This window comes from Streptomyces albiflavescens (genome assembly GCF_014645835.1).
Lineage (GTDB): Bacteria > Actinomycetota > Actinomycetes > Streptomycetales > Streptomycetaceae > Streptomyces > Streptomyces albiflavescens.
Genome location: NZ_BMMM01000002.1, coordinates 276,475 through 292,461, shown reverse-complemented (window position 1 = coordinate 292,461; position 15,987 = coordinate 276,475). Strand labels below are relative to the sequence as shown.

The following is a 15,987-nucleotide window of genomic DNA, read 5'->3' as shown; positions in this document are numbered from 1 at the left end:
CGAACCGCACACGTCAGCCAAAGCCCGCGCGGCGACGCGCCCGTCAGCCAAGGCCCGCGGCGAACCGTCAGCTCACGCCCGCCCCGCGGCGACGGCGGCGTACTGTCCCCCGGTGCCCCCGCCGGAGAGGGGTCGCCCGGCCGTCCAGTTGGATCCAGATCCGCACCTCGGTCCCGCCCAGCACGGACGAACCGATCCGTACATCCCCGCCCGTCGCCTCCGCGAGCCTCCGCACGATGTCGAGGCCGAGCCCTGTCGACCCGTCGTTCCCGGAGCCGCGGCCGCGCGCCATGGCCGCCTCGGGATCCACGATCCCCGGGCCCGCGTCCGACACCAGCACGATCACGGCGTCCTCGCCGTTGTGCACGTCGACCGCGAAGGCCGTGCCCTCCGGGGTGTGCCGGAAGACATTGCCGAGGAGCGCGTCGAGCGCGGCCACCAGATCGGCGCGGGCGACGGGTATGCGGACCGGCCGGTCGATCCCGGCCACCCGCACCTTGCGGCCCTCGTCCTCCGCGAGCGCCGACCAGAAGTCCATACGCTCGCGCACGACTTCGGACGCGTCGCACCCGGCGCCGACACCGATCGCCGCGGTCTGCGGCTTGGCCTCCCGGGCGGTCCGGATGATCGTGTCGACCTCGCGCTCCAGCTGCGCGACGGCGGCCCGGGTCTGCTCGGCGGCGGGTCCGTCACCGAGCGAGGCCGTGTTGAGCCGCAACACCGTCAGCGGCGTACGCAGACGATGCGAGAGGTCTGCCGCCAACTCCCGTTCATTCGCGAGCAGTTGTACGACCTGATCGGCCATCGAGTTGAACGCGACCGCCGCCAGCCGCAGTTCCGTCGGCCCCTCCTCGGGTACCCGCGCCCCCAGCTTCCCCTCCCCCAGCTCATGCGCACTCTCGACCAGGCGCTGCGCGGGCTGCACCATCCGTACGCCCAGCCGATCGGCGACCGCGACCGAGCCGATGATGAGCGCGACCCCGACCGCGGCGAGCACCGCCCAGGCCGTGCCGACGCCGTTGCTGACCTCGGACTCGGGGACGTACACCTCGACGACCGCGATCTCGCCGGAGCTCAGCGCGACGGGCTGGAGCAGCGTCGAGCCACCGGAGACCTCCGTGGTGGAGGCGCGGCCCAGCTTCTGGGTCGTTTCGATGTCCTTGCCGGCGGCGCGCTGCTTGCCGATCTCGACCGCGGCCGCGCCGTCGGCGGCGGGTATGTGCACGGCCATCCCCGAGTCGGAACCCGCGGAGGCGACGACCCGCTCCAACTGGTCCCGGTCGGTGGTGATGGAGAGCGCGGGCGCGATGGCCGCGGCCTGCCGCTCGGCGTTCGAGAACGCCCGGTCCCGCGCCATCTCCTTGATCACCAGACCCAGCGGGACCGCGAAGGCGACCACGACCATCGTGGTCACCGCCACGCACACCTTGACCAGCGCCCACCTCATGACGCCCACCCCTCGCCCGGCGCCCACCTCATAGCGGCGGCTCCAGCTTTACGCCGACCCCCCGCAGGGTGTGCAGATAGCGCGGCCGCGCCGCCGTTTCGCCCAATTTCCGCCGTAGCCACGACAGATGGACGTCGATGGTCTGATCGTCGCCGTACGCCTGCTGCCACACCTCGGCGAGCAGCTCCTTGCGCGGTACGACGACGCCGGGCCGCCCGGCCAGGAAGGCGAGCAGGTCGAACTCGCGCCGCGTCAGGTCCAGCCGTACGCCGTCCAACTCGGCCTGGCGCCGCAGCGGGTCGATGGCGAGCCCGCCGACCCGGATGACCGTCGACGGCGGCGCGTCCCCGGCACTCGTCCGCGAGCGGCGCAGCACCGCCGCCATCCGCGCCGACAGGTGCTCGACCGAGAACGGCTTGGTCAGGTAGTCGTCCGCGCCGTCGTTCAGCAGGCGGACGATCTCCGTCTCGTCGTCCCGGGCGGTGGCGATGATCACGGGGACATCGGTGATTCCACGCAGCATCTTCAGCGCCTCGGACCCGTCCAGATCGGGCAGACCGAGGTCGAGGATGACGACGTCGAAACGGAAATGGGCGACCTCGCGCAGCGCCTCGAGAGCGGTGCCGACACTGCGCACGGTGTGCGCGGCATCGGTCAGATGCCGGATGAGGGCCGAGCGTACGAACTGGTCGTCCTCGACCACGAGCACACTTGCCATGGGCGGCACCGTACGCCATAGGGGCATGGGGGTACCTCCCGCTCAAGCGAAGCCGGGAGTGGGGGACGCTCGGGGCCCCGTGGACAACTCGGATCACCAGGATGTGGACAACCAGGACTGTGACGCACCCAAGAGACACCCGTGGGGCTCGTGGTGCAGTATGGCCGCGATGCGCAGAGGACTCATTCACGTACTCGCTTGGTCGCTCGCCACGGGCGCGGCGGTCACGCTGTCGTGGTGGGGTGTCCACACGGTGATGACGGGGACGGCGTACGACCCGCCGCGCGCCCTGCCCATCACGGCGGGCGACGCGACGACGCAGGAGTCCAAGCCGCTCGCCTCCTCCACACGGCGGGCCGAGCCCTCGAAGAGCCCGTCGAGCAAGCCGCCCGCGAGCCGGAAGCCGAGCCCGACGCCCTCCTCGTCGACGCCCTCGAGCGTCTCCCCCTCCCCGGCCTCGTCCGGACAGATCAAGAGCTACGACACCGACGGCGGCCGGGCGGTCTTCGACCTCGGAAAGACGTCCGCGACGCTGGTGTCCGCGACACCGGGCGCCGGTTGGTCGATGCAGGTGTGGAAGACGGAGACCTGGATCCGCGTGGAGTTCGCCTCGGGCGCGGACCGGGTGTCGGTGTTCTGCACCTGGCACGACGGGCCGCCGCACGTGGAGATCGGGACGTATTGATCCGGCCTGCCGGTCAGTGGACGACCGCCCCGGCCTGCCGGTCAGTGGACGACCGACCACCCCGGCCCGCCGGTCAGCGGAAGACCGACGGGGGCGGTGCCGGTGACGCCACCGCCGCACCGTCCGTGACCGGGGTCGCGCCTCCGGTGAAGTCGGTGAGCTGCTTGCCGTGTTCGACCCGTCCGGGGTGCGGGTCCGAGGCCGCGCGACGAGTGAGTTCGGCGATCGGCAGCGGGTGGTCGGAGGCCACGAGGACCGCGTTTCCGAAGCGTTTGCCGCGCAGCACCGTCGGGTCGGCGACCAGGGCGAGTTCGGGGAAGGTGGCCGCCACCGTGGCGATCTGGCCGCGAAGGTAGGCGAGCGGGGGCCCGTCGGCGAGGTTCGCGGCGTAGACGCCACCGGCCTTCACCACTCTGCGGACCTCCGCGACGAACTCGACGGACGTCAGATGCGCCGGCGTCCGCGCCCCGCTGAACACATCCGCGATCACCAGGTCCGCCCAGCCGTCGGGCACCTTGGCGAGCCCTTCGCGGGCGTCCAGGGAGCGCACCCGGATGCGTGCGTTCGGGTCCAACGGCAGCTCGCGGCGGACCAGTTGGACGAGGGCCGCGTCGCGTTCGACGACCTGCTGGGTGGACCGGGGGCGGGTCGCCGCGGTGTAGCGGGCGAGGGTGAAGGCGCCGCCGCCGAGGTGCACCGCGTGCACGGGCTTGCCGGGCGGGGCGACGAGGTCGATGACATGGCCGAGGCGGCGCTGGTACTCGAAGCTCAGGTAGGCGGGGTCGTCGAGGTCGACGTGCGACTGCGGGGCGCCGTCGATCAGCAGAGTCCAGGCGCGCGCCCGGTCCCGGTCGGGAATCAGCTGGGCGAGCCCGCCGTCGACCGGCTCGACGACGGCTTCGGCGGACGCCTGCCCGCGCCGCGCGCTGCGCCCCGCCTCGCGCCCGTCGTCCGACCGCTTGTTCCTCGCCCTTGCCATCCCGCCATTATCGGGGCGTACGGGCGGGTCGACTCAACGGCGGTCCCGCGGGGTCACTGGCAGTTGTCCGCCGCCTCGATGAGCCGGGCCGCCTCCCCCAGCGCGGCCCGGAGTACGGCCGGGTCGGTCGCGAGGTCCGCCTCGTCGGGCGGCAGCAGCCAGTCCGAGCCCTCGACCGGAGGTTCCGGCGCCAGGCTGTTGCCGCGGCCGTTGGTCTGCGTACAGGTACTGCCCGGCACGTCCCAGGCGTCGGCTGTGCCCGGCGGCACGAGGAAGCCGAGGGTGTCGCAGCCGTCGTCGTGGAGCACGGGTCCGACGGCGTCGCAGGAGCCGCGGCGGAGGATGTCGACCGCCTCCAGGCCCTGTCGCGTGGGAACGGTCACCAGGTCGCATTCGGCGACCGGCTGTGGTGGGGCGCTGCACTCCGGGGACGGCCTGTGCTGCGCGGTCGACAGCGACGTACGGAACTCGGTGCTCTGCCTGGTCTCCATCCCGGCCTCCAACGGAACCCCTCCTCATGACGAGTGGGTCGGGAGTTCGGGCGGCTCCCGGTCCGCAGAGTTCAACGCGCCAGGACGTCAACGGCTACGGCGGAACACCGCCGCAAAGGATGGCAGTTCATGGCAGATCGTGGATGAGATATCCGGTTTGTAGCCAAACCCAACGTGGCGGCGTCGTCACAGCAGGTACGTTCTTGCCCCGCCGGAAGCAGGGCACCCACAGGGCACAACCCGGGTAACTCGCGTTGGATCCGGCATGGTTCGACGGTTCGCAAGAGAGGGCCCGGCCATGGCGTCGTCAACGGTGACCTCGTCCCAGTCCCCCCGGCCACCGCGGCCGAATCTCGCCTTCCGGCGGCTGCGCGGACAGCGCTCGCCGGGCGAGTTCGCCGCGGCGGTGCGGCGGGCCGCGCGCGAGATCGGCGAGCGGGTCAGCTGCGACGCGCGCTACATCGGGCGCGTCGAGGCGGGCGAGATCCGCTGTCCCAACTACGCGTACGAGCGGGTGTTCCTGCACATGTTCCCCGGCCGCACGTTGACCGACCTGGGTTTCGCGCCCCGCTCGTCGGTACGCGGGCGCGGGGCGCGCGACATGGACGAGGCGCCCCCTCCGCACTCCACGAGCCTCTCGCACGCCTCGCATGAGACGGAGGGGGCGTACGCGACGTATGAGACGCCGGACCCGCAGCACCTCCAGATCCCGCACGACCTGCACCACATCCACTTCCCGCACGACCCGCACCACACCCAGATCCCGTACGACCCGCATGACCCGTACGACACGTACGACCCGTACGAGGACCACGATCAGAACCACGAGGAGAGCGACGTGCAACGTCGCGCATTCATGACCGGAGGCACCGCCACCATGGCGGCCTCACTGGGGCCCTTCGCGGTCGCCTTGAGTTCGACCGCCGCGGCCGCGGAACGGCGCGTCCACCGGGCGGGCACGTCCGAGGCGGGCGCCCTCGAAGAGGCCGTACGCAAGATCCGGCTGCTCGACGACCGGCACGGGGCCGACGGCCTCTACCGGCGCGCGGCGGCACCGCTGCGGACGGCCTACGCGCTGCTCGACGCGGGCACCACCCGGCAGTCGACCGCCGACCGGCTGTACGCCGGGGCGGGCGAACTGGCCATCTCGGTAGGTTGGTTGGCGCACGACTCCGGGCGCTTCGACGACGCTCGCTCGCACTACGCGGAGGCCCTCGCGACCGCCCGGATGTCGGGCGACCCGGGCCTGGAGGCGCACGCCTTCTGCAATACGGCGTTCCTGGCGCGCGACGCGGGACGCCCGCGCGAGGCCGTGCGCGCGGCGCAGGCGGCACAGCGCGCCGCGCGCCCCCTCGGCTCCCCGCGTCTGCTCTCCCTGCTCGCGCTGCGCGAGGCGGGCGGCTGGGCGGGGCTCGCCGACCGCGCTGGGTGCGAACAGGCACTGGCGCGAGCGCAGGCACTCTACGAACGGGGCCCTTCGCAGACGGATCCCGAGTGGATGACCTTCTACGGTGAGGCCGAGCTGGAGGGCCTGGAGGCGCAGTGCTGGTCGATGCTGGGCGACTGGCCCCGCGCGGCCCGCCACGCGCGCCGCGCCGCCGAACTCCAGGACCCGCACTTCACCCGCAACATCGCCCTCTACACCGCCGAACTCGCCGACGACCTGGCCCGCGGCGGCCGCCCCGACGAGGCCGCCCTCGCCGGCCTGCGCGTCCTGGACCTCCTGGGCGAGGTCCAGTCCTCCCGGATCCAGACCATGCTGGCGGGAACGGCCCGCGTCCTGCTCCCCCACCGCAGGGCGTCGGGCGTCTCGACCTTCCTGGAACGCCACGCGAGCATGCCGCGCACGGCGTGAGCGCCGTGGGCAGCTGTGGGGATGCGTGCCGCCAGGGACGATGGGGGTCCGGCCCGGGGACCCACCCAGGCCGGTGCCGTGACAGCGAAGTCCCGCACCGGAGGTGCTACCCCATCAAATGCCCGCAGTCGTTCCACGTCTCGATCGCGGGCTCCCCGTAGGCCCACCCCAGCACCGACAGCGAGGTCGGATTGAGCCGGATGCGGGCCGCGAAGTCGAGGGGAAGGCCGAGCCAGCGGGCCCCTATGGAGCGCAGGATGTGCCCGTGGGCGAAGACCAGGACGTCACGGTCGGCGGCACGGGCCCAGGCGACGACCTCGTCCGCGCGCGCGGAGACCTGCTCCAGGGTCTCCCCCTCGGGGACGCCGTCGCGCCAGATGAACCAGCCCGGCCGTACCCCCTGGATCTCGGCCGGGGTCATGCCCTCGTACGCGCCGTAGTCCCACTCCATGAGCGTGTCCCAGGTGGTCGCGCGCTCCCCGAACCCGGCGAGTTCGCACGTCTCACGCGCGCGTGCCAGCGGACTGGTGCGCACCTCGAAACCCGGGAGGCCGTCGAAGGGTGCCCGGTGCAACCGCTCCCCCAGCAGCTTGGCGCCGCGGCGGCCCTCCTCAAGGAGCGGGACGTCGGTCCTGCCGGTGTGCTTGCCGGACAGCGACCATTCCGTCTGTCCGTGCCGGGCCAGCAGGATGCGCGGTTCCATGAAGAGTTGCCTTTCCGGAGCCGGAGTCGGGTCCACGGGCGCGAATGCGAAGTGGGTCACTCCATCATCGCTCACCGGGACATCGAGCAACCCGCCGGGCGATCTCCGCGTCTATGAGGACCGGGGGCGCCCCCTTCAGGGCGATCACTACACCGTAAAATCGCATGTGGCCACGGATCGTCCTCGGCAGACTGAGCAGAGCGGCGGGTCACCGCAAGCAGATGGGGGAGGGCGATCGGATGCCGCAGACCGATGCACCGCGCGCCGAGGCGGCACCTCGCGCCCGGCTTCGCCGGTGGACGGACCTGCGCAACTCCGCGGCTCCGCACGCCCGGCTCCGCTGGTGGACCGAGCTGCCGCTGATCCTGCTGGTCTACGCGTCGTACTCGGCGGGCCGGCTGCTCGCCCGGGGCGACACCTCCAGCGCCGTCCACCACGGCCTGGAGATCCTGCGCATCGAGAAGGTCTTCCGCCTCAACGCCGAGCACCCGCTGAACCGGCTGTTCACCCGCGAGGCCTGGCTGGGCGTGCCCGCCGACTTCTGGTACGCGTCCCTGCACTACTTGGTGACGCCCGCCATCCTGATCTGGCTCTTCCGCTCCCGGACCGTGCGCTACCGCGCGGCCCGCACCTGGCTGATGACGTCCACGTTCATCGGCCTGATCGGCTTCACGCTGCTGCCGACCTGCCCGCCCCGGCTGCTCTCCCCCGGCCACGGCTTCGTCGACACGATGGCGCAGTACAGCTCGTACGGCTGGTGGGCCGGCGAGGCGAGCGCGCCACGGGGTCTGGGCGGCATGACGAACCAGTACGCGGCGATGCCGAGCCTGCACGTGGGCTGGGCGCTGTGGTGCGGAGTGATGTTGTGGCGGTACGGCCGCACGCCTGCCGCCAAGGTCGCGGGTGTCGCGTATCCGCTGCTCACCACGATCGTCGTGATGGGCACGGCGAACCACTACTTCCTCGACGCCGTCGCGGGTGCCTGTGTGATGGGCGTCGGGCTGCTGCTCACCCCGTTCGTGATGCGGCTCGCGGACCGGCTCAGGACACTGCTGGGCGACCGCATCCCGAGGGTCTCGGATGCCCCGCGCGGTGCAGGTTCCTCAATTGTCAGTGCGGGGTGCCAGACTTCGACGGGTGAGCGAATTCCCCGACAACGCGAGTCCCGAACCGGGCCAGGAGCGGCGGAGCCGGGTGCCTCTCCCACGGACGCGGGGGACGGCACTCCGGCAGCAGCTCGCTGAGCTGCGCGGCCCTGCGGTACCACCCAAGGCGCTCGACGCGCGCGCCCTCGCGGCGCTCGCCGCGAACCCCGGGTGTGAACGGCGCGCCCTCCTGGACGGCGCGGGCGTGGACAAGGCGAAGCTGGCGAGCGCGCTGGGATCGCCGTCCGCCTTCGGACAGTCGCAGTTCGCCTTCATGCGGGGCAACGCGTTCGAGGCACGGGTCAAGGCCGACGGCGGCGCGGAGCTGCTGCGGCTCGTGCACGAGAGGCTGGACCCCGGCGCCGAGCCGCCCACGGCCGGTGTGGTCCCCGACCTGAGCGCCGTCGGCCCCGAGGGACGCGCGGCCCGTACGGCGCTGGCGCTGCGCGAGGCCACCGCGGCCGGCGTCTGGACGCTGCTCGACCACCCCATGCTCGCGCTCGACGTCGCGGGCTCCCCCGCTTTCCTGGAGCCGGACGCCGTGGTCGTGCACCCCGACGGCGGCTGGACCGTCGTCGAGATCAAGTCCTTCCCGATGCTGGACGGTTCGGCGGACCCGGCGAAGGTGGGCGCGGCCGCGCGCCAGTCCGCGGTGTACGTCCTCGCCCTGGAGGAGGTCGGCGCGCGCCTCGGCGCGGAGCCGGAGGGGCGCAGCGCCCAAGACGGCGCCGCCGTCCCCGAGGTCCGCCACCGGGTCCTCCTGGTCTGCCCCAAGGACTTCTCCAACCTGCCGACCGCGTCCGCCGTCGACATCCGCAAGCAGCGCGCGGTCACCCGCCGCCAGCTCGCCCGCCTCACCCGCGTCGAGGACATCGCCGCCGCCCTCCCCGAGGGCACCTGCTTCTCCCCCGACCTGCCCGCCGCCGACCTGACGACCGCCGTCGAATCCGTCCCGGCGACCTACGCCCCCGAGTGCCTCTCCGCCTGCGAACTGGCCTTCCACTGCCGTGATCGCTCCCGCGCCGACGGCGCGGTGACGTCCCTGGGGCGCTCACTGCGCGCGGAGCTGGGCGGGCTGACGACGGTGGGGGACGTGCTGGCGGCGGCCCACGGCGAGGCCGGGGATCCGGACGACCCGGCGGTCGCGGCACTGAGGAGAGCGGCGAGGCTGCGGGCCGAGGCGCTGGGAGCCCGGGCATCGGCAGCGCGGGAGGGGGTCGTATGTCGCTGATCGCCACGCTCGCCCGGCTGGAGGCCGTCGAGAGCGGGGTGGCCCAGGCCACCGCGACCGTGCGGCACCGCCATCTCACCGAGCGGCCACTGGTGTTCGTGCCGCTGATCACCGCCGGTGAGGCAGGGGCTCCGCTCGGAGCGCTCGTCGGGACCGAGCGGGACGCGCCCCGGCTGCTCGTCGTGCCGCAGCCCCGGGACCGGGATCTGCGGTTCGCGTTTCTCGCGGAGCTCGCCGACGTCGTGCTGCCGTACATCGACGCGTACGCGGACGTGGTCGAGGCGGCCGAGCGCAACGAGACCGATCCGGAGTCCGGGAAGCGGGTCAAGGTCGAGGTCGAACTGTGCGCGGACGCTCCGCAGTTGATCGTGCCCAGCCGGGCCGGCATCGAGTTCGTACGGTTGCTCGGGCGTTCCATGCGTTTCAGGCGTACCGCCGAGCAGGATCCCGAGACGCCCCATCCGGCGCCGCCCCGGGTGCCGTTGCTCGGGCGGTGGCTGACGCACTACGGGGAGCGGGCCCGGGTGCCGGGTTCCTCCCTCCTCCTCGCCCTCACCGACGTGCTGCCCCGGCACTGGGCCACCGGACAGAGCAGCCTGGAGGACCAGCACCTGGGCGCGCTGCTCGCCTGGATCGACCCACCGGAGGGCGAGTCGGGCGCGGAGGCCGCGCTGCGGGCCGAGCTTCGGCGGGACGCCCGGGGTCAGCTCGTCTGCCCGCCCGCGGGACCCGCCACAGACCCCGCCTTCGACAACACACTGCTGGCACCCGCCATCGAGCGCTACGACCGTGCGCGTACGGCACTCGCCGCCGCCGAGGACGGTGTCGAGGCGGACGACCGGCTCGGCGCGCTCACCGCCGCCGAGCGGGAGATCCGGGCCCTCGTCGAGAGCGTCACCCGGCCCACCTGGGACGCGGTGTGGCGCGGACTGGACCTGCTGCGCGCGCTCCCCGAGGGCACGCACGCCGCCGACCGCTGGACCCGCGACCGCTGGTCGTTCACCGGCCACCGGGACCGGGTCACCGCGGGCGAGCCCCCGCAGCCACGCCGCGACGACGCGGTCACCGCGGCGAACAAGCTCGCCACGCGCGAGCGCGAACAGGCCCGCTTGGAGGCCCAGGAGGCCCTGGACGACCCGCTCGTCATGGCCGGGCGGCGGCTCGCCGGAGAGGCGTTCGCGGGCGAGGTCACGGATGTCGTGATGGCGTACAGCGAGGGCAAGCGCCCCAGCCCGCGCCCCCTGGTGACGGTCCGCACGGAGGACCGGCCGCATCTGGGGGAACGGGCCAAGGTGTACCGGTCGTCGGGAGGAAAGCCGCAGGCCGCGGAGTTCGTGGGATACGACGGGTTCGAGGATTCCGGGGGTGCCGCCGTGGTGCTGCGGATCGTCGACAAGATGGGCCGCGGCAAGGAGCCCGAGGCCGGGTCCGTGCCGGAGAAGGGGGACCTCGTCTGCTTCACGCTCTTCGAGCACGAGCAGCGGGGCGGCGCGAAGCTGCCCGACCCGGAGGAGACACCGTGGACGCATGGGGGGCCGCCGGGTGAGACGACCGTTCCGGACGCCGACCCGGTGACCGAGGAGGACGTCCTGTGAGCCACGCGACCGAAGAGGACGTCCCCGTGAAACCCGCCGCCCCGTTCGATCCCGGCGCCGAAGCCACCCGTGCCACCGAGGCGATCCTGCGCGACACGCTGCACGGCTCGCACCGCGGGGTCGTGGTCGACTCCCCGCCCGGCGCCGGCAAGTCGACCCTCGTCGTACGCGCGGCGCTGGAACTGGCCGCCGCGGGGCGCCCGTTGATGGTCATCGCACAGACCAACGCCCAGGTCGACGACCTGGTACTGCGGCTCGCCGAGAAGGATCCCGAACTGCCGGTCGGGCGGCTGCACAGCAGTGACTCCGACCCGTACGACAAGGCGCTCGACAGCCTGGAGAACGTGCGCAAGTCCACCAAGGCGGCCGACCTGGCGGGCCTCGACATCGTCATCTCGACCGCGGCCAAGTGGGCTCACGTCAAGGGCGTCGAGCCGTGGCGGCACGCGATCGTCGACGAGGCGTACCAGATGCGGTCGGACGCCCTGCTCGCCGTGGCCGGGCTCTTCGAACGGGCACTGTTCGTGGGCGACCCCGGGCAGTTGGACCCGTTCGCGATCGTGGGTTCCGAGCAGTGGGCGGGGCTGTCGTACGACCCGTCGGCGTCCGCGGTGACGACGCTGCTCGCGCACAATCCGGAGCTGCCGCAGCATCGTCTGCCGGTGTCGTGGCGGCTGCCCGCTACGGCGGCACCGCTGGTCTCGGACGCGTTCTATCCGTACACGCCGTTCCGCAGCGGGACGGGGCACGAGGACCGGCGGCTGAACTTCGCCGTACCGTCGGACGGTTCGGGCCCCGACCGGGTCATCGACGAGGCGGCGGAGGCTGGTTGGGGGCTGCTGGAGCTGCCGGCCCGGCACACGCCTCGTACGGACCCCGAGGCGGTGCGGGCCGTGGCCCAGGTCGTACGCCGGCTGCTGGACCGGGGCGGCGCGGCCACGTCGGAGCGGGCGGACGATCCGGTGCCGCTGACGGCCGACCGGATCGCCGTCGGCACGGCACACCGGGACCAGGCCGCGGCCGTACGGGCCGCGCTGGCCGACCTCGGTGTCACGGACGTCACCGTCGACACGGCGAACCGGCTTCAAGGGCGGGAGTTCGATGTGACGGTTGTGCTGCATCCGCTGTCGGGACGGCCGGACGCGACCGCGTTCCATCTGGAGACCGGTCGGCTGTGCGTACTCGCCTCCCGGCACCGGCACGCGTGCATCGTGGTGTGCCGGGCGGGGGTGACGGAGCTGCTGGACGACCATCCGTCGACGGAGCCCGTGCAGCTGGGGGTCACGGTGAAGTTTCCTGACGGGTGGGAGGCGAATCACGCGGTGCTGTCCCATCTGGGGGAGCATCGGGTGGCTTGGCGGCCATAGATCCTGGGGATCCATCCCCGGTGGGCCCTGTGGATCCCTGCCCGGTCCCGTCCCCCGGTCCCACTTGCGTGGGCGGGGGACAATAGAGGGTGGCCCACCCACGAGGAGGGTGGGTCGCTGAACCGTACGAGGAGGAGAAGACATGGCGGAGCCCACGCCGCGTCGGAACGAACCGCGGCTACGCCCCGCGCCCCTGCTCTTCGAGCCCGCGGAAGCCGCCGGGGATCCGGAGCATTTCTTCGATCTGGAGTCGATCGATGATCCGCGTGCGCTGTTGGACCGGGCCACGGAGCTGACGAATGCGTTTCGCGCTGCGGCGGACCGAGCTGTCGAGTTCCAGGCGATCGCCGCGGCGCAGCTTGCCGATCCTCGGCGGTTTGACCGGCTGACGCCGGCAGCCATCGGTGAGCGGGCCGAGTGGACCGAGGATTACGCGAAGAAGATGGTGGAATTCGGACGGGACCTGTTGCGTGGGGTGGAGGAAAGCGAGCATGGGCATGGCGTGACTGATCTCGCCTGACCTCACCTGACCTGGGGGTGCCCGCCCGGGCTTTCACCCCGCCGCCTCTGCGCCCCTGACGGGGCGCGGCCCGGAAGCGCGTAAAGCCCTCGTCACCCCGTCGCCGCGTCGATCACCTCGTCCAGTACCTCTCGCGACCGCACCAGATCCGCGATCGTGCGGTCGATGCGGTCGCGCTCGGCGGCGAGGTCGGCGACCAGCCGGGGCGTGGCGATCGCGGAGGGACCGCCGTCGGCGCCATCTGGTGCCGACCGTGAAGCCGACGGGCCATCCGGAGCGGACCGGGGAGCCGACGGCTCATTCGGGGCCGAGGGGGGCACCCGTCGCCGGCTGAACTCCGCCGTGCCCGCCAAGGCGCCACAAGGTTCGCTGGCATATGCCAGCGGGGCAAGATACTCCCCCTCACCCCCTCCTGTCCCGATTTCCGGCAACCCTTCGCGACGGGACGCTTACCGCCGGTAGATGTAATCGGCATGAGCAGCACACGGAACCCGGCAAGCGCCTCCCCCCACGGCCCCGGCGCACCGCTGCCCGACCGTTTCGACATCGCGGGCGTCACCTCCGAGGGCGCCGCCTGGCTCGCCTCGGCAGGAACATATCCGCGCAGCACGCTCGCCCTGTGGGCGGAACGGCCGAGCGCCCCGGTCGTCCTGCCCTGTGGCAGCACCTTCGACGTCGTCAACGCTCCGGCGATCTTCGGGCGGCGGATGCTCGACCGGTTGTGGGACGACGGGCCCGGCTCCGGCCCGGTGGCGGCGTACCGCGGGCGGATGCTGCTGTTCGCCGCGCCCGGTACGGCTCAGCGGCTGCCCTCACTCCTGGAGTGGGAGGACTGGGGTTCCCGCCGCGCCGAGGGCCAGGAGGACGCCGCTCACGTGGGGCGGTGCGGCGCGGTGCCGCCGCTGCTCTGCCACGGCACGGGGGACGCGGTCACCGTCCCCGCACTGAGCGTCGACGGCGCCGGAACGAGCGCCGCCGACCGCCTGGAATCCCGCTGGCTCGTCGCCCCCGACACCCGGCATCCCTGGCTTCCCGGCCCCGAGATCCTGCTCTGGGCGGCCGTCCGGGCGGCCCGCGTGGCAGCCTCCGCCGCGGTGCGGATATCGATTTTTCCTCCCGCCGATCAGGGTGCTAAGGTCTACGACGTCAGCAGGCGCCGCTAGCTCAGTTGGTTAGAGCAGCTGACTCTTAATCAGCGGGTCCGGGGTTCGAGTCCCTGGCGGCGCACGCTAGCGATGGCGAGGCATGTTCGCGGAAACGCGAACCGGCCTCGCCATCGTTGTTTTCGCGCGGCTGTGCCCCACGCTGTGCGGGCCCCGCCCACACCCCCGCGAGGTCGGCCCGACCGGAGTCGCGAGGGCCGGCTCACCCCGTCGTGATCTTCACCGTCCACGCCCCCGAAACCGTCCGGTCCTCGACCTCGATCCGGACCTTCTCGCCCGGCACGGTGTAGGTCTCCCCGAGCGCCACCGGGGCGTCCGCGAGTGGCGGGTAGACCGAGTCCTCCCAGCAGGACTCGGTGCGGGGGTGTGCGTCGAGGACCTCGATCGGGCCGCCGCCCGACTCGGTGTCGCTGCGGACGCGGTAGACGAGGACACCCTGCGTGCACGTGTTGCCGTCGTTGCCCGCCGAGCCGCGCGCTTCGAGGGCGAGTGCGCTGTTGGCGCCGGTCGGAATCACCGCCAGCTTGGTGCCCCGACCGGAACCGAAGGCCCCCGCCCCCGCCACACCGGGCGCACCCGACACCCTCGGCAGCACCAAGGACCCGGACGAAGCCAAGGACCCGGACGAAGCCAAGGACCCGAGCGTCCCCGAGGAGCCAGACGAAGCCAAGGAGCCGAGCGTCCCCGAGGAGCCAGACGAAGCCAAGGAGCCGAGCGTCCCCGAGAGGCCGGGCGGCCCCGAAGACCCGGACGAAGCCAAGGGCCCAGGTGGACCCCATGCCCCCGACGAACCCGGGACCCGGGAAACGCCCGGGACCCCGGAAGCACCGGACGACGCAGCCCCGGCGCCCCCCAGGACCCAGGACGAACCGGACGCCCCGACCCCGGCCGCCCCCACCGTCGCCGGCTCCGCCCCCAGCGGCTCCAGTGTCAGCAACGTACTGCCGGTGCCCCGCACACATGCCACCTGGTGCGATTCCAGCCAGCCCAGCTTCCACTTGTGCCAGCCGAACAGGTCGGGCGCGAGGCCGAACTGGCTACCCATGAGGTCCCAGTCGCCGACGTAGGTGTCCCAGTCACCCTTGCCGCCGGTGGGACGGTGGTAGAGGTCGGGCAGGTCGAAGACATGGCCGGTCTCGTGGGCGAGGACGAGGCGGTCCGGAGGGTGCTTCTCGAAGACCGTGACGACGCGGCTGATGTCCTTGCCGTCGGCCTGCAGGGGCGTGTCGAGGTTGACGACCTTCGTGGCGTCCGAGTCGACGCCCGGCGCGTCCGGGTCGGCCACGAAGTAGACGATGTCGTAGCGCGAGAAGTCGACCTGCCGGTCGGCCGCGGCGAGGGCGTCGCGCAGATAGGCGGCGCGGTGCTCGGAGTTCCAGTCACGCTGTATGGCGTACGACTTGGACGTGTGCGGCATCCGGATCCAGGCGGGCAGGGGATGCGGACGCACCGTGAACTTGCCGTACGAGGCGCGCTCGAAGAAGTCGCTGGTGGCCGGGAAGTAGTCGGTGGTCAGTTCGGCGGGCGTGGTCCGGGGCGTGGAGTCCGGGAAGGACAGGAAGACCATCACCGCGTCGAGCGGGTGGGTGGGGCGCACATAGGTGGCGTTCCAGGTGTCGACGCCCTCCGAGTGGTGCGCCTCGGTCCGTTCCAGGGCGCAGGGGGCCGAGCGGGGTTCGGCGAGCGCGGGGCCCGGCATCAGCGAGGTCGCGGCGAGCGCGGTCATCGAGGTGAACACGGCCGCGGTGCTGCGCCAGCGTGGCGTCCCGTCACGGGCGAGGCCCCGCAGGGCCTCACGGGTGAAACCCTGCAGGGCCTCACGGGTGAGGCCTCCCAGGGGGAGCGGACGCGGCACGTCGACCTCCGGATGCGGACTTCGGGACACCGCACCCAGCCTGGGTGAGTTTGTATTACTTTGCCCTGTTTGCCTGCACCAGAAGGGTGAGGGGCCGGACGAGGCCGACACCCCGAACACTCACGGAACGTCACATGCGATCGGCCAGGGAAGGAACCCGCCCAGATGGAGGCAGAAACGATCTGTCAGAACCGGCAGTTGTTCCGGGACACTGGACAGTGGCTGCAACTCCC

14 protein-coding genes, 1 tRNA gene and 1 pseudogene are annotated in these 15,987 nt (G+C 72.4%); 9 read left to right on the top strand and 7 right to left on the bottom strand.

The features are described 5' to 3' along the window. Nucleotides 1-67: 67 nt before the first annotated feature. Both IEY95_RS06295 and IEY95_RS06290 read right to left on the bottom strand, forming a co-directional pair. A complete protein-coding gene (locus IEY95_RS06295; RefSeq protein ID WP_189184868.1) occupies nucleotides 68-1,447 on the bottom strand; it encodes a sensor histidine kinase in 1,380 nt (459 codons plus the stop codon). 28 nt (nucleotides 1,448-1,475) lie between these two features. Then, nucleotides 1,476-2,165, bottom strand: coding sequence for a response regulator transcription factor (locus IEY95_RS06290; protein ID WP_189184867.1), 690 nt, complete (start codon nucleotides 2,163-2,165; stop codon nucleotides 1,476-1,478). A gap of 169 nt (nucleotides 2,166-2,334) precedes the next feature. Between IEY95_RS06290 and IEY95_RS06285 the strand changes: the two genes are divergently transcribed. Next, on the top strand, nucleotides 2,335-2,850 hold the full coding sequence (locus IEY95_RS06285; protein ID WP_189184866.1) for a hypothetical protein: 516 nt from the start codon (nucleotides 2,335-2,337) through the stop codon (nucleotides 2,848-2,850). 73 nt (nucleotides 2,851-2,923) lie between these two features. On the opposite strand, the gene IEY95_RS06280 is transcribed toward IEY95_RS06285, so the two are convergent. Further along, nucleotides 2,924-3,829: a spermidine synthase gene (locus IEY95_RS06280; protein WP_189184865.1), complete on the bottom strand. Its 906-nt coding sequence runs from the start codon at nucleotides 3,827-3,829 to the stop codon at nucleotides 2,924-2,926. Between the two features lie 53 nt (nucleotides 3,830-3,882). Further along, the gene (locus tag IEY95_RS06275) at nucleotides 3,883-4,320 is read right to left on the bottom strand and encodes a hypothetical protein (protein WP_189184864.1); all 438 of its coding nucleotides are present in this window, start codon (nucleotides 4,318-4,320) and stop codon (nucleotides 3,883-3,885) included. A 298-nt stretch (nucleotides 4,321-4,618) separates the two neighbouring features. Here IEY95_RS06275 and IEY95_RS06270 point away from each other — a divergent pair, with 298 nt between their 5' ends. After that, entirely contained in the window at nucleotides 4,619-6,175 is a 1,557-nt protein-coding gene (locus tag IEY95_RS06270) for an NsdA family TPR-like regulatory protein (RefSeq protein WP_189184863.1), read from the top strand. A gap of 106 nt (nucleotides 6,176-6,281) precedes the next feature. Here the strand turns inward: IEY95_RS06270 and IEY95_RS06265 are convergent, their stop codons facing one another. After that, nucleotides 6,282-6,878 carry a histidine phosphatase family protein gene (locus tag IEY95_RS06265; RefSeq protein WP_189184862.1) on the bottom strand — a complete coding sequence of 199 codons (597 nt, stop codon included), beginning with the start codon at nucleotides 6,876-6,878 and terminating at the stop codon, nucleotides 6,282-6,284. 239 nt (nucleotides 6,879-7,117) lie between these two features. Here IEY95_RS06265 and IEY95_RS06260 point away from each other — a divergent pair, with 239 nt between their 5' ends. The 5 genes from IEY95_RS06260 to IEY95_RS06240 all read left to right on the top strand — a co-directional run bounded on the left by IEY95_RS06260 (nucleotide 7,118) and on the right by IEY95_RS06240 (nucleotide 12,736). Next, nucleotides 7,118-8,122: a phosphatase PAP2 family protein gene (locus tag IEY95_RS06260; protein ID WP_189184861.1), complete on the top strand. Its 1,005-nt coding sequence runs from the start codon at nucleotides 7,118-7,120 to the stop codon at nucleotides 8,120-8,122. After that, nucleotides 8,073-9,254 carry a hypothetical protein gene (locus tag IEY95_RS06255; protein WP_189185410.1) on the top strand — a complete coding sequence of 394 codons (1,182 nt, stop codon included), beginning with the start codon at nucleotides 8,073-8,075 and terminating at the stop codon, nucleotides 9,252-9,254. Before IEY95_RS06260 ends, IEY95_RS06255 begins: the two co-directional genes overlap by 50 nt. Then, complete coding sequence (locus tag IEY95_RS06250) at nucleotides 9,245-10,849, top strand: amino acid adenylation domain-containing protein (RefSeq protein WP_189184860.1); 1,605 nt, start codon at nucleotides 9,245-9,247, stop codon at nucleotides 10,847-10,849. Before IEY95_RS06255 ends, IEY95_RS06250 begins: the two co-directional genes overlap by 10 nt. Further along, nucleotides 10,846-12,216: an AAA domain-containing protein gene (locus IEY95_RS06245; protein ID WP_229702620.1), complete on the top strand. Its 1,371-nt coding sequence runs from the start codon at nucleotides 10,846-10,848 to the stop codon at nucleotides 12,214-12,216. Before IEY95_RS06250 ends, IEY95_RS06245 begins: the two co-directional genes overlap by 4 nt. Before the next feature lie 142 nt (nucleotides 12,217-12,358). Beyond that, nucleotides 12,359-12,736, top strand: coding sequence for a DUF8844 domain-containing protein (locus IEY95_RS06240; protein WP_189184859.1), 378 nt, complete (start codon nucleotides 12,359-12,361; stop codon nucleotides 12,734-12,736). 92 nt (nucleotides 12,737-12,828) lie between these two features. Here the strand turns inward: IEY95_RS06240 and IEY95_RS06235 are convergent. Then, a pseudogene (locus IEY95_RS06235) lies at nucleotides 12,829-12,972 on the bottom strand (MerR family transcriptional regulator); the annotation flags it as partial. Nucleotides 12,973-13,209: 237 nt separating this feature from the next. Here IEY95_RS06235 and IEY95_RS06230 point away from each other — a divergent pair. Then, entirely contained in the window at nucleotides 13,210-13,899 is a 690-nt protein-coding gene (locus IEY95_RS06230) for a bifunctional DNA primase/polymerase (RefSeq protein ID WP_189184858.1), read from the top strand. Then, nucleotides 13,890-13,963, top strand: a tRNA-Lys gene (locus tag IEY95_RS06225). The genes IEY95_RS06230 and IEY95_RS06225 overlap by 10 nt, the downstream gene beginning before the upstream one ends. A gap of 138 nt (nucleotides 13,964-14,101) precedes the next feature. On the opposite strand, the gene IEY95_RS06220 is transcribed toward IEY95_RS06225, so the two are convergent. Further along, entirely contained in the window at nucleotides 14,102-15,754 is a 1,653-nt protein-coding gene (locus IEY95_RS06220; RefSeq protein ID WP_373294450.1) for a M6 family metalloprotease domain-containing protein, read from the bottom strand. Between the last annotated feature and the right edge of the window lie 233 nt (nucleotides 15,755-15,987).

Excerpts from the sequence above, each read along its gene's own strand:
- IEY95_RS06275 (WP_189184864.1), bottom strand. The coding sequence starts at position 4,320 with ATGGAGACCAGGCAGAGCACCGAGTTCCGTACGTCGCTGTCGACCGCG.
- IEY95_RS06265 (WP_189184862.1), bottom strand. The coding sequence starts at position 6,878 with ATGGAACCGCGCATCCTGCTGGCCCGGCACGGACAGACGGAATGGTCG.
- IEY95_RS06285 (WP_189184866.1), top strand. The coding sequence starts at position 2,335 with ATGCGCAGAGGACTCATTCACGTACTCGCTTGGTCGCTCGCCACGGGC.
- IEY95_RS06250 (WP_189184860.1), top strand. The coding sequence starts at position 9,245 with ATGTCGCTGATCGCCACGCTCGCCCGGCTGGAGGCCGTCGAGAGCGGG.
- IEY95_RS06295 (WP_189184868.1), bottom strand. The coding sequence starts at position 1,447 with ATGAGGTGGGCGCTGGTCAAGGTGTGCGTGGCGGTGACCACGATGGTC.
- IEY95_RS06230 (WP_189184858.1), top strand. The coding sequence starts at position 13,210 with ATGAGCAGCACACGGAACCCGGCAAGCGCCTCCCCCCACGGCCCCGGC.
- IEY95_RS06240 (WP_189184859.1), top strand. The coding sequence starts at position 12,359 with ATGGCGGAGCCCACGCCGCGTCGGAACGAACCGCGGCTACGCCCCGCG.
- IEY95_RS06270 (WP_189184863.1), top strand. The coding sequence starts at position 4,619 with ATGGCGTCGTCAACGGTGACCTCGTCCCAGTCCCCCCGGCCACCGCGG.
- IEY95_RS06260 (WP_189184861.1), top strand. The coding sequence starts at position 7,118 with ATGCCGCAGACCGATGCACCGCGCGCCGAGGCGGCACCTCGCGCCCGG.
- IEY95_RS06290 (WP_189184867.1), bottom strand. The coding sequence starts at position 2,165 with ATGGCAAGTGTGCTCGTGGTCGAGGACGACCAGTTCGTACGCTCGGCC.
- IEY95_RS06280 (WP_189184865.1), bottom strand. The coding sequence starts at position 3,829 with ATGGCAAGGGCGAGGAACAAGCGGTCGGACGACGGGCGCGAGGCGGGG.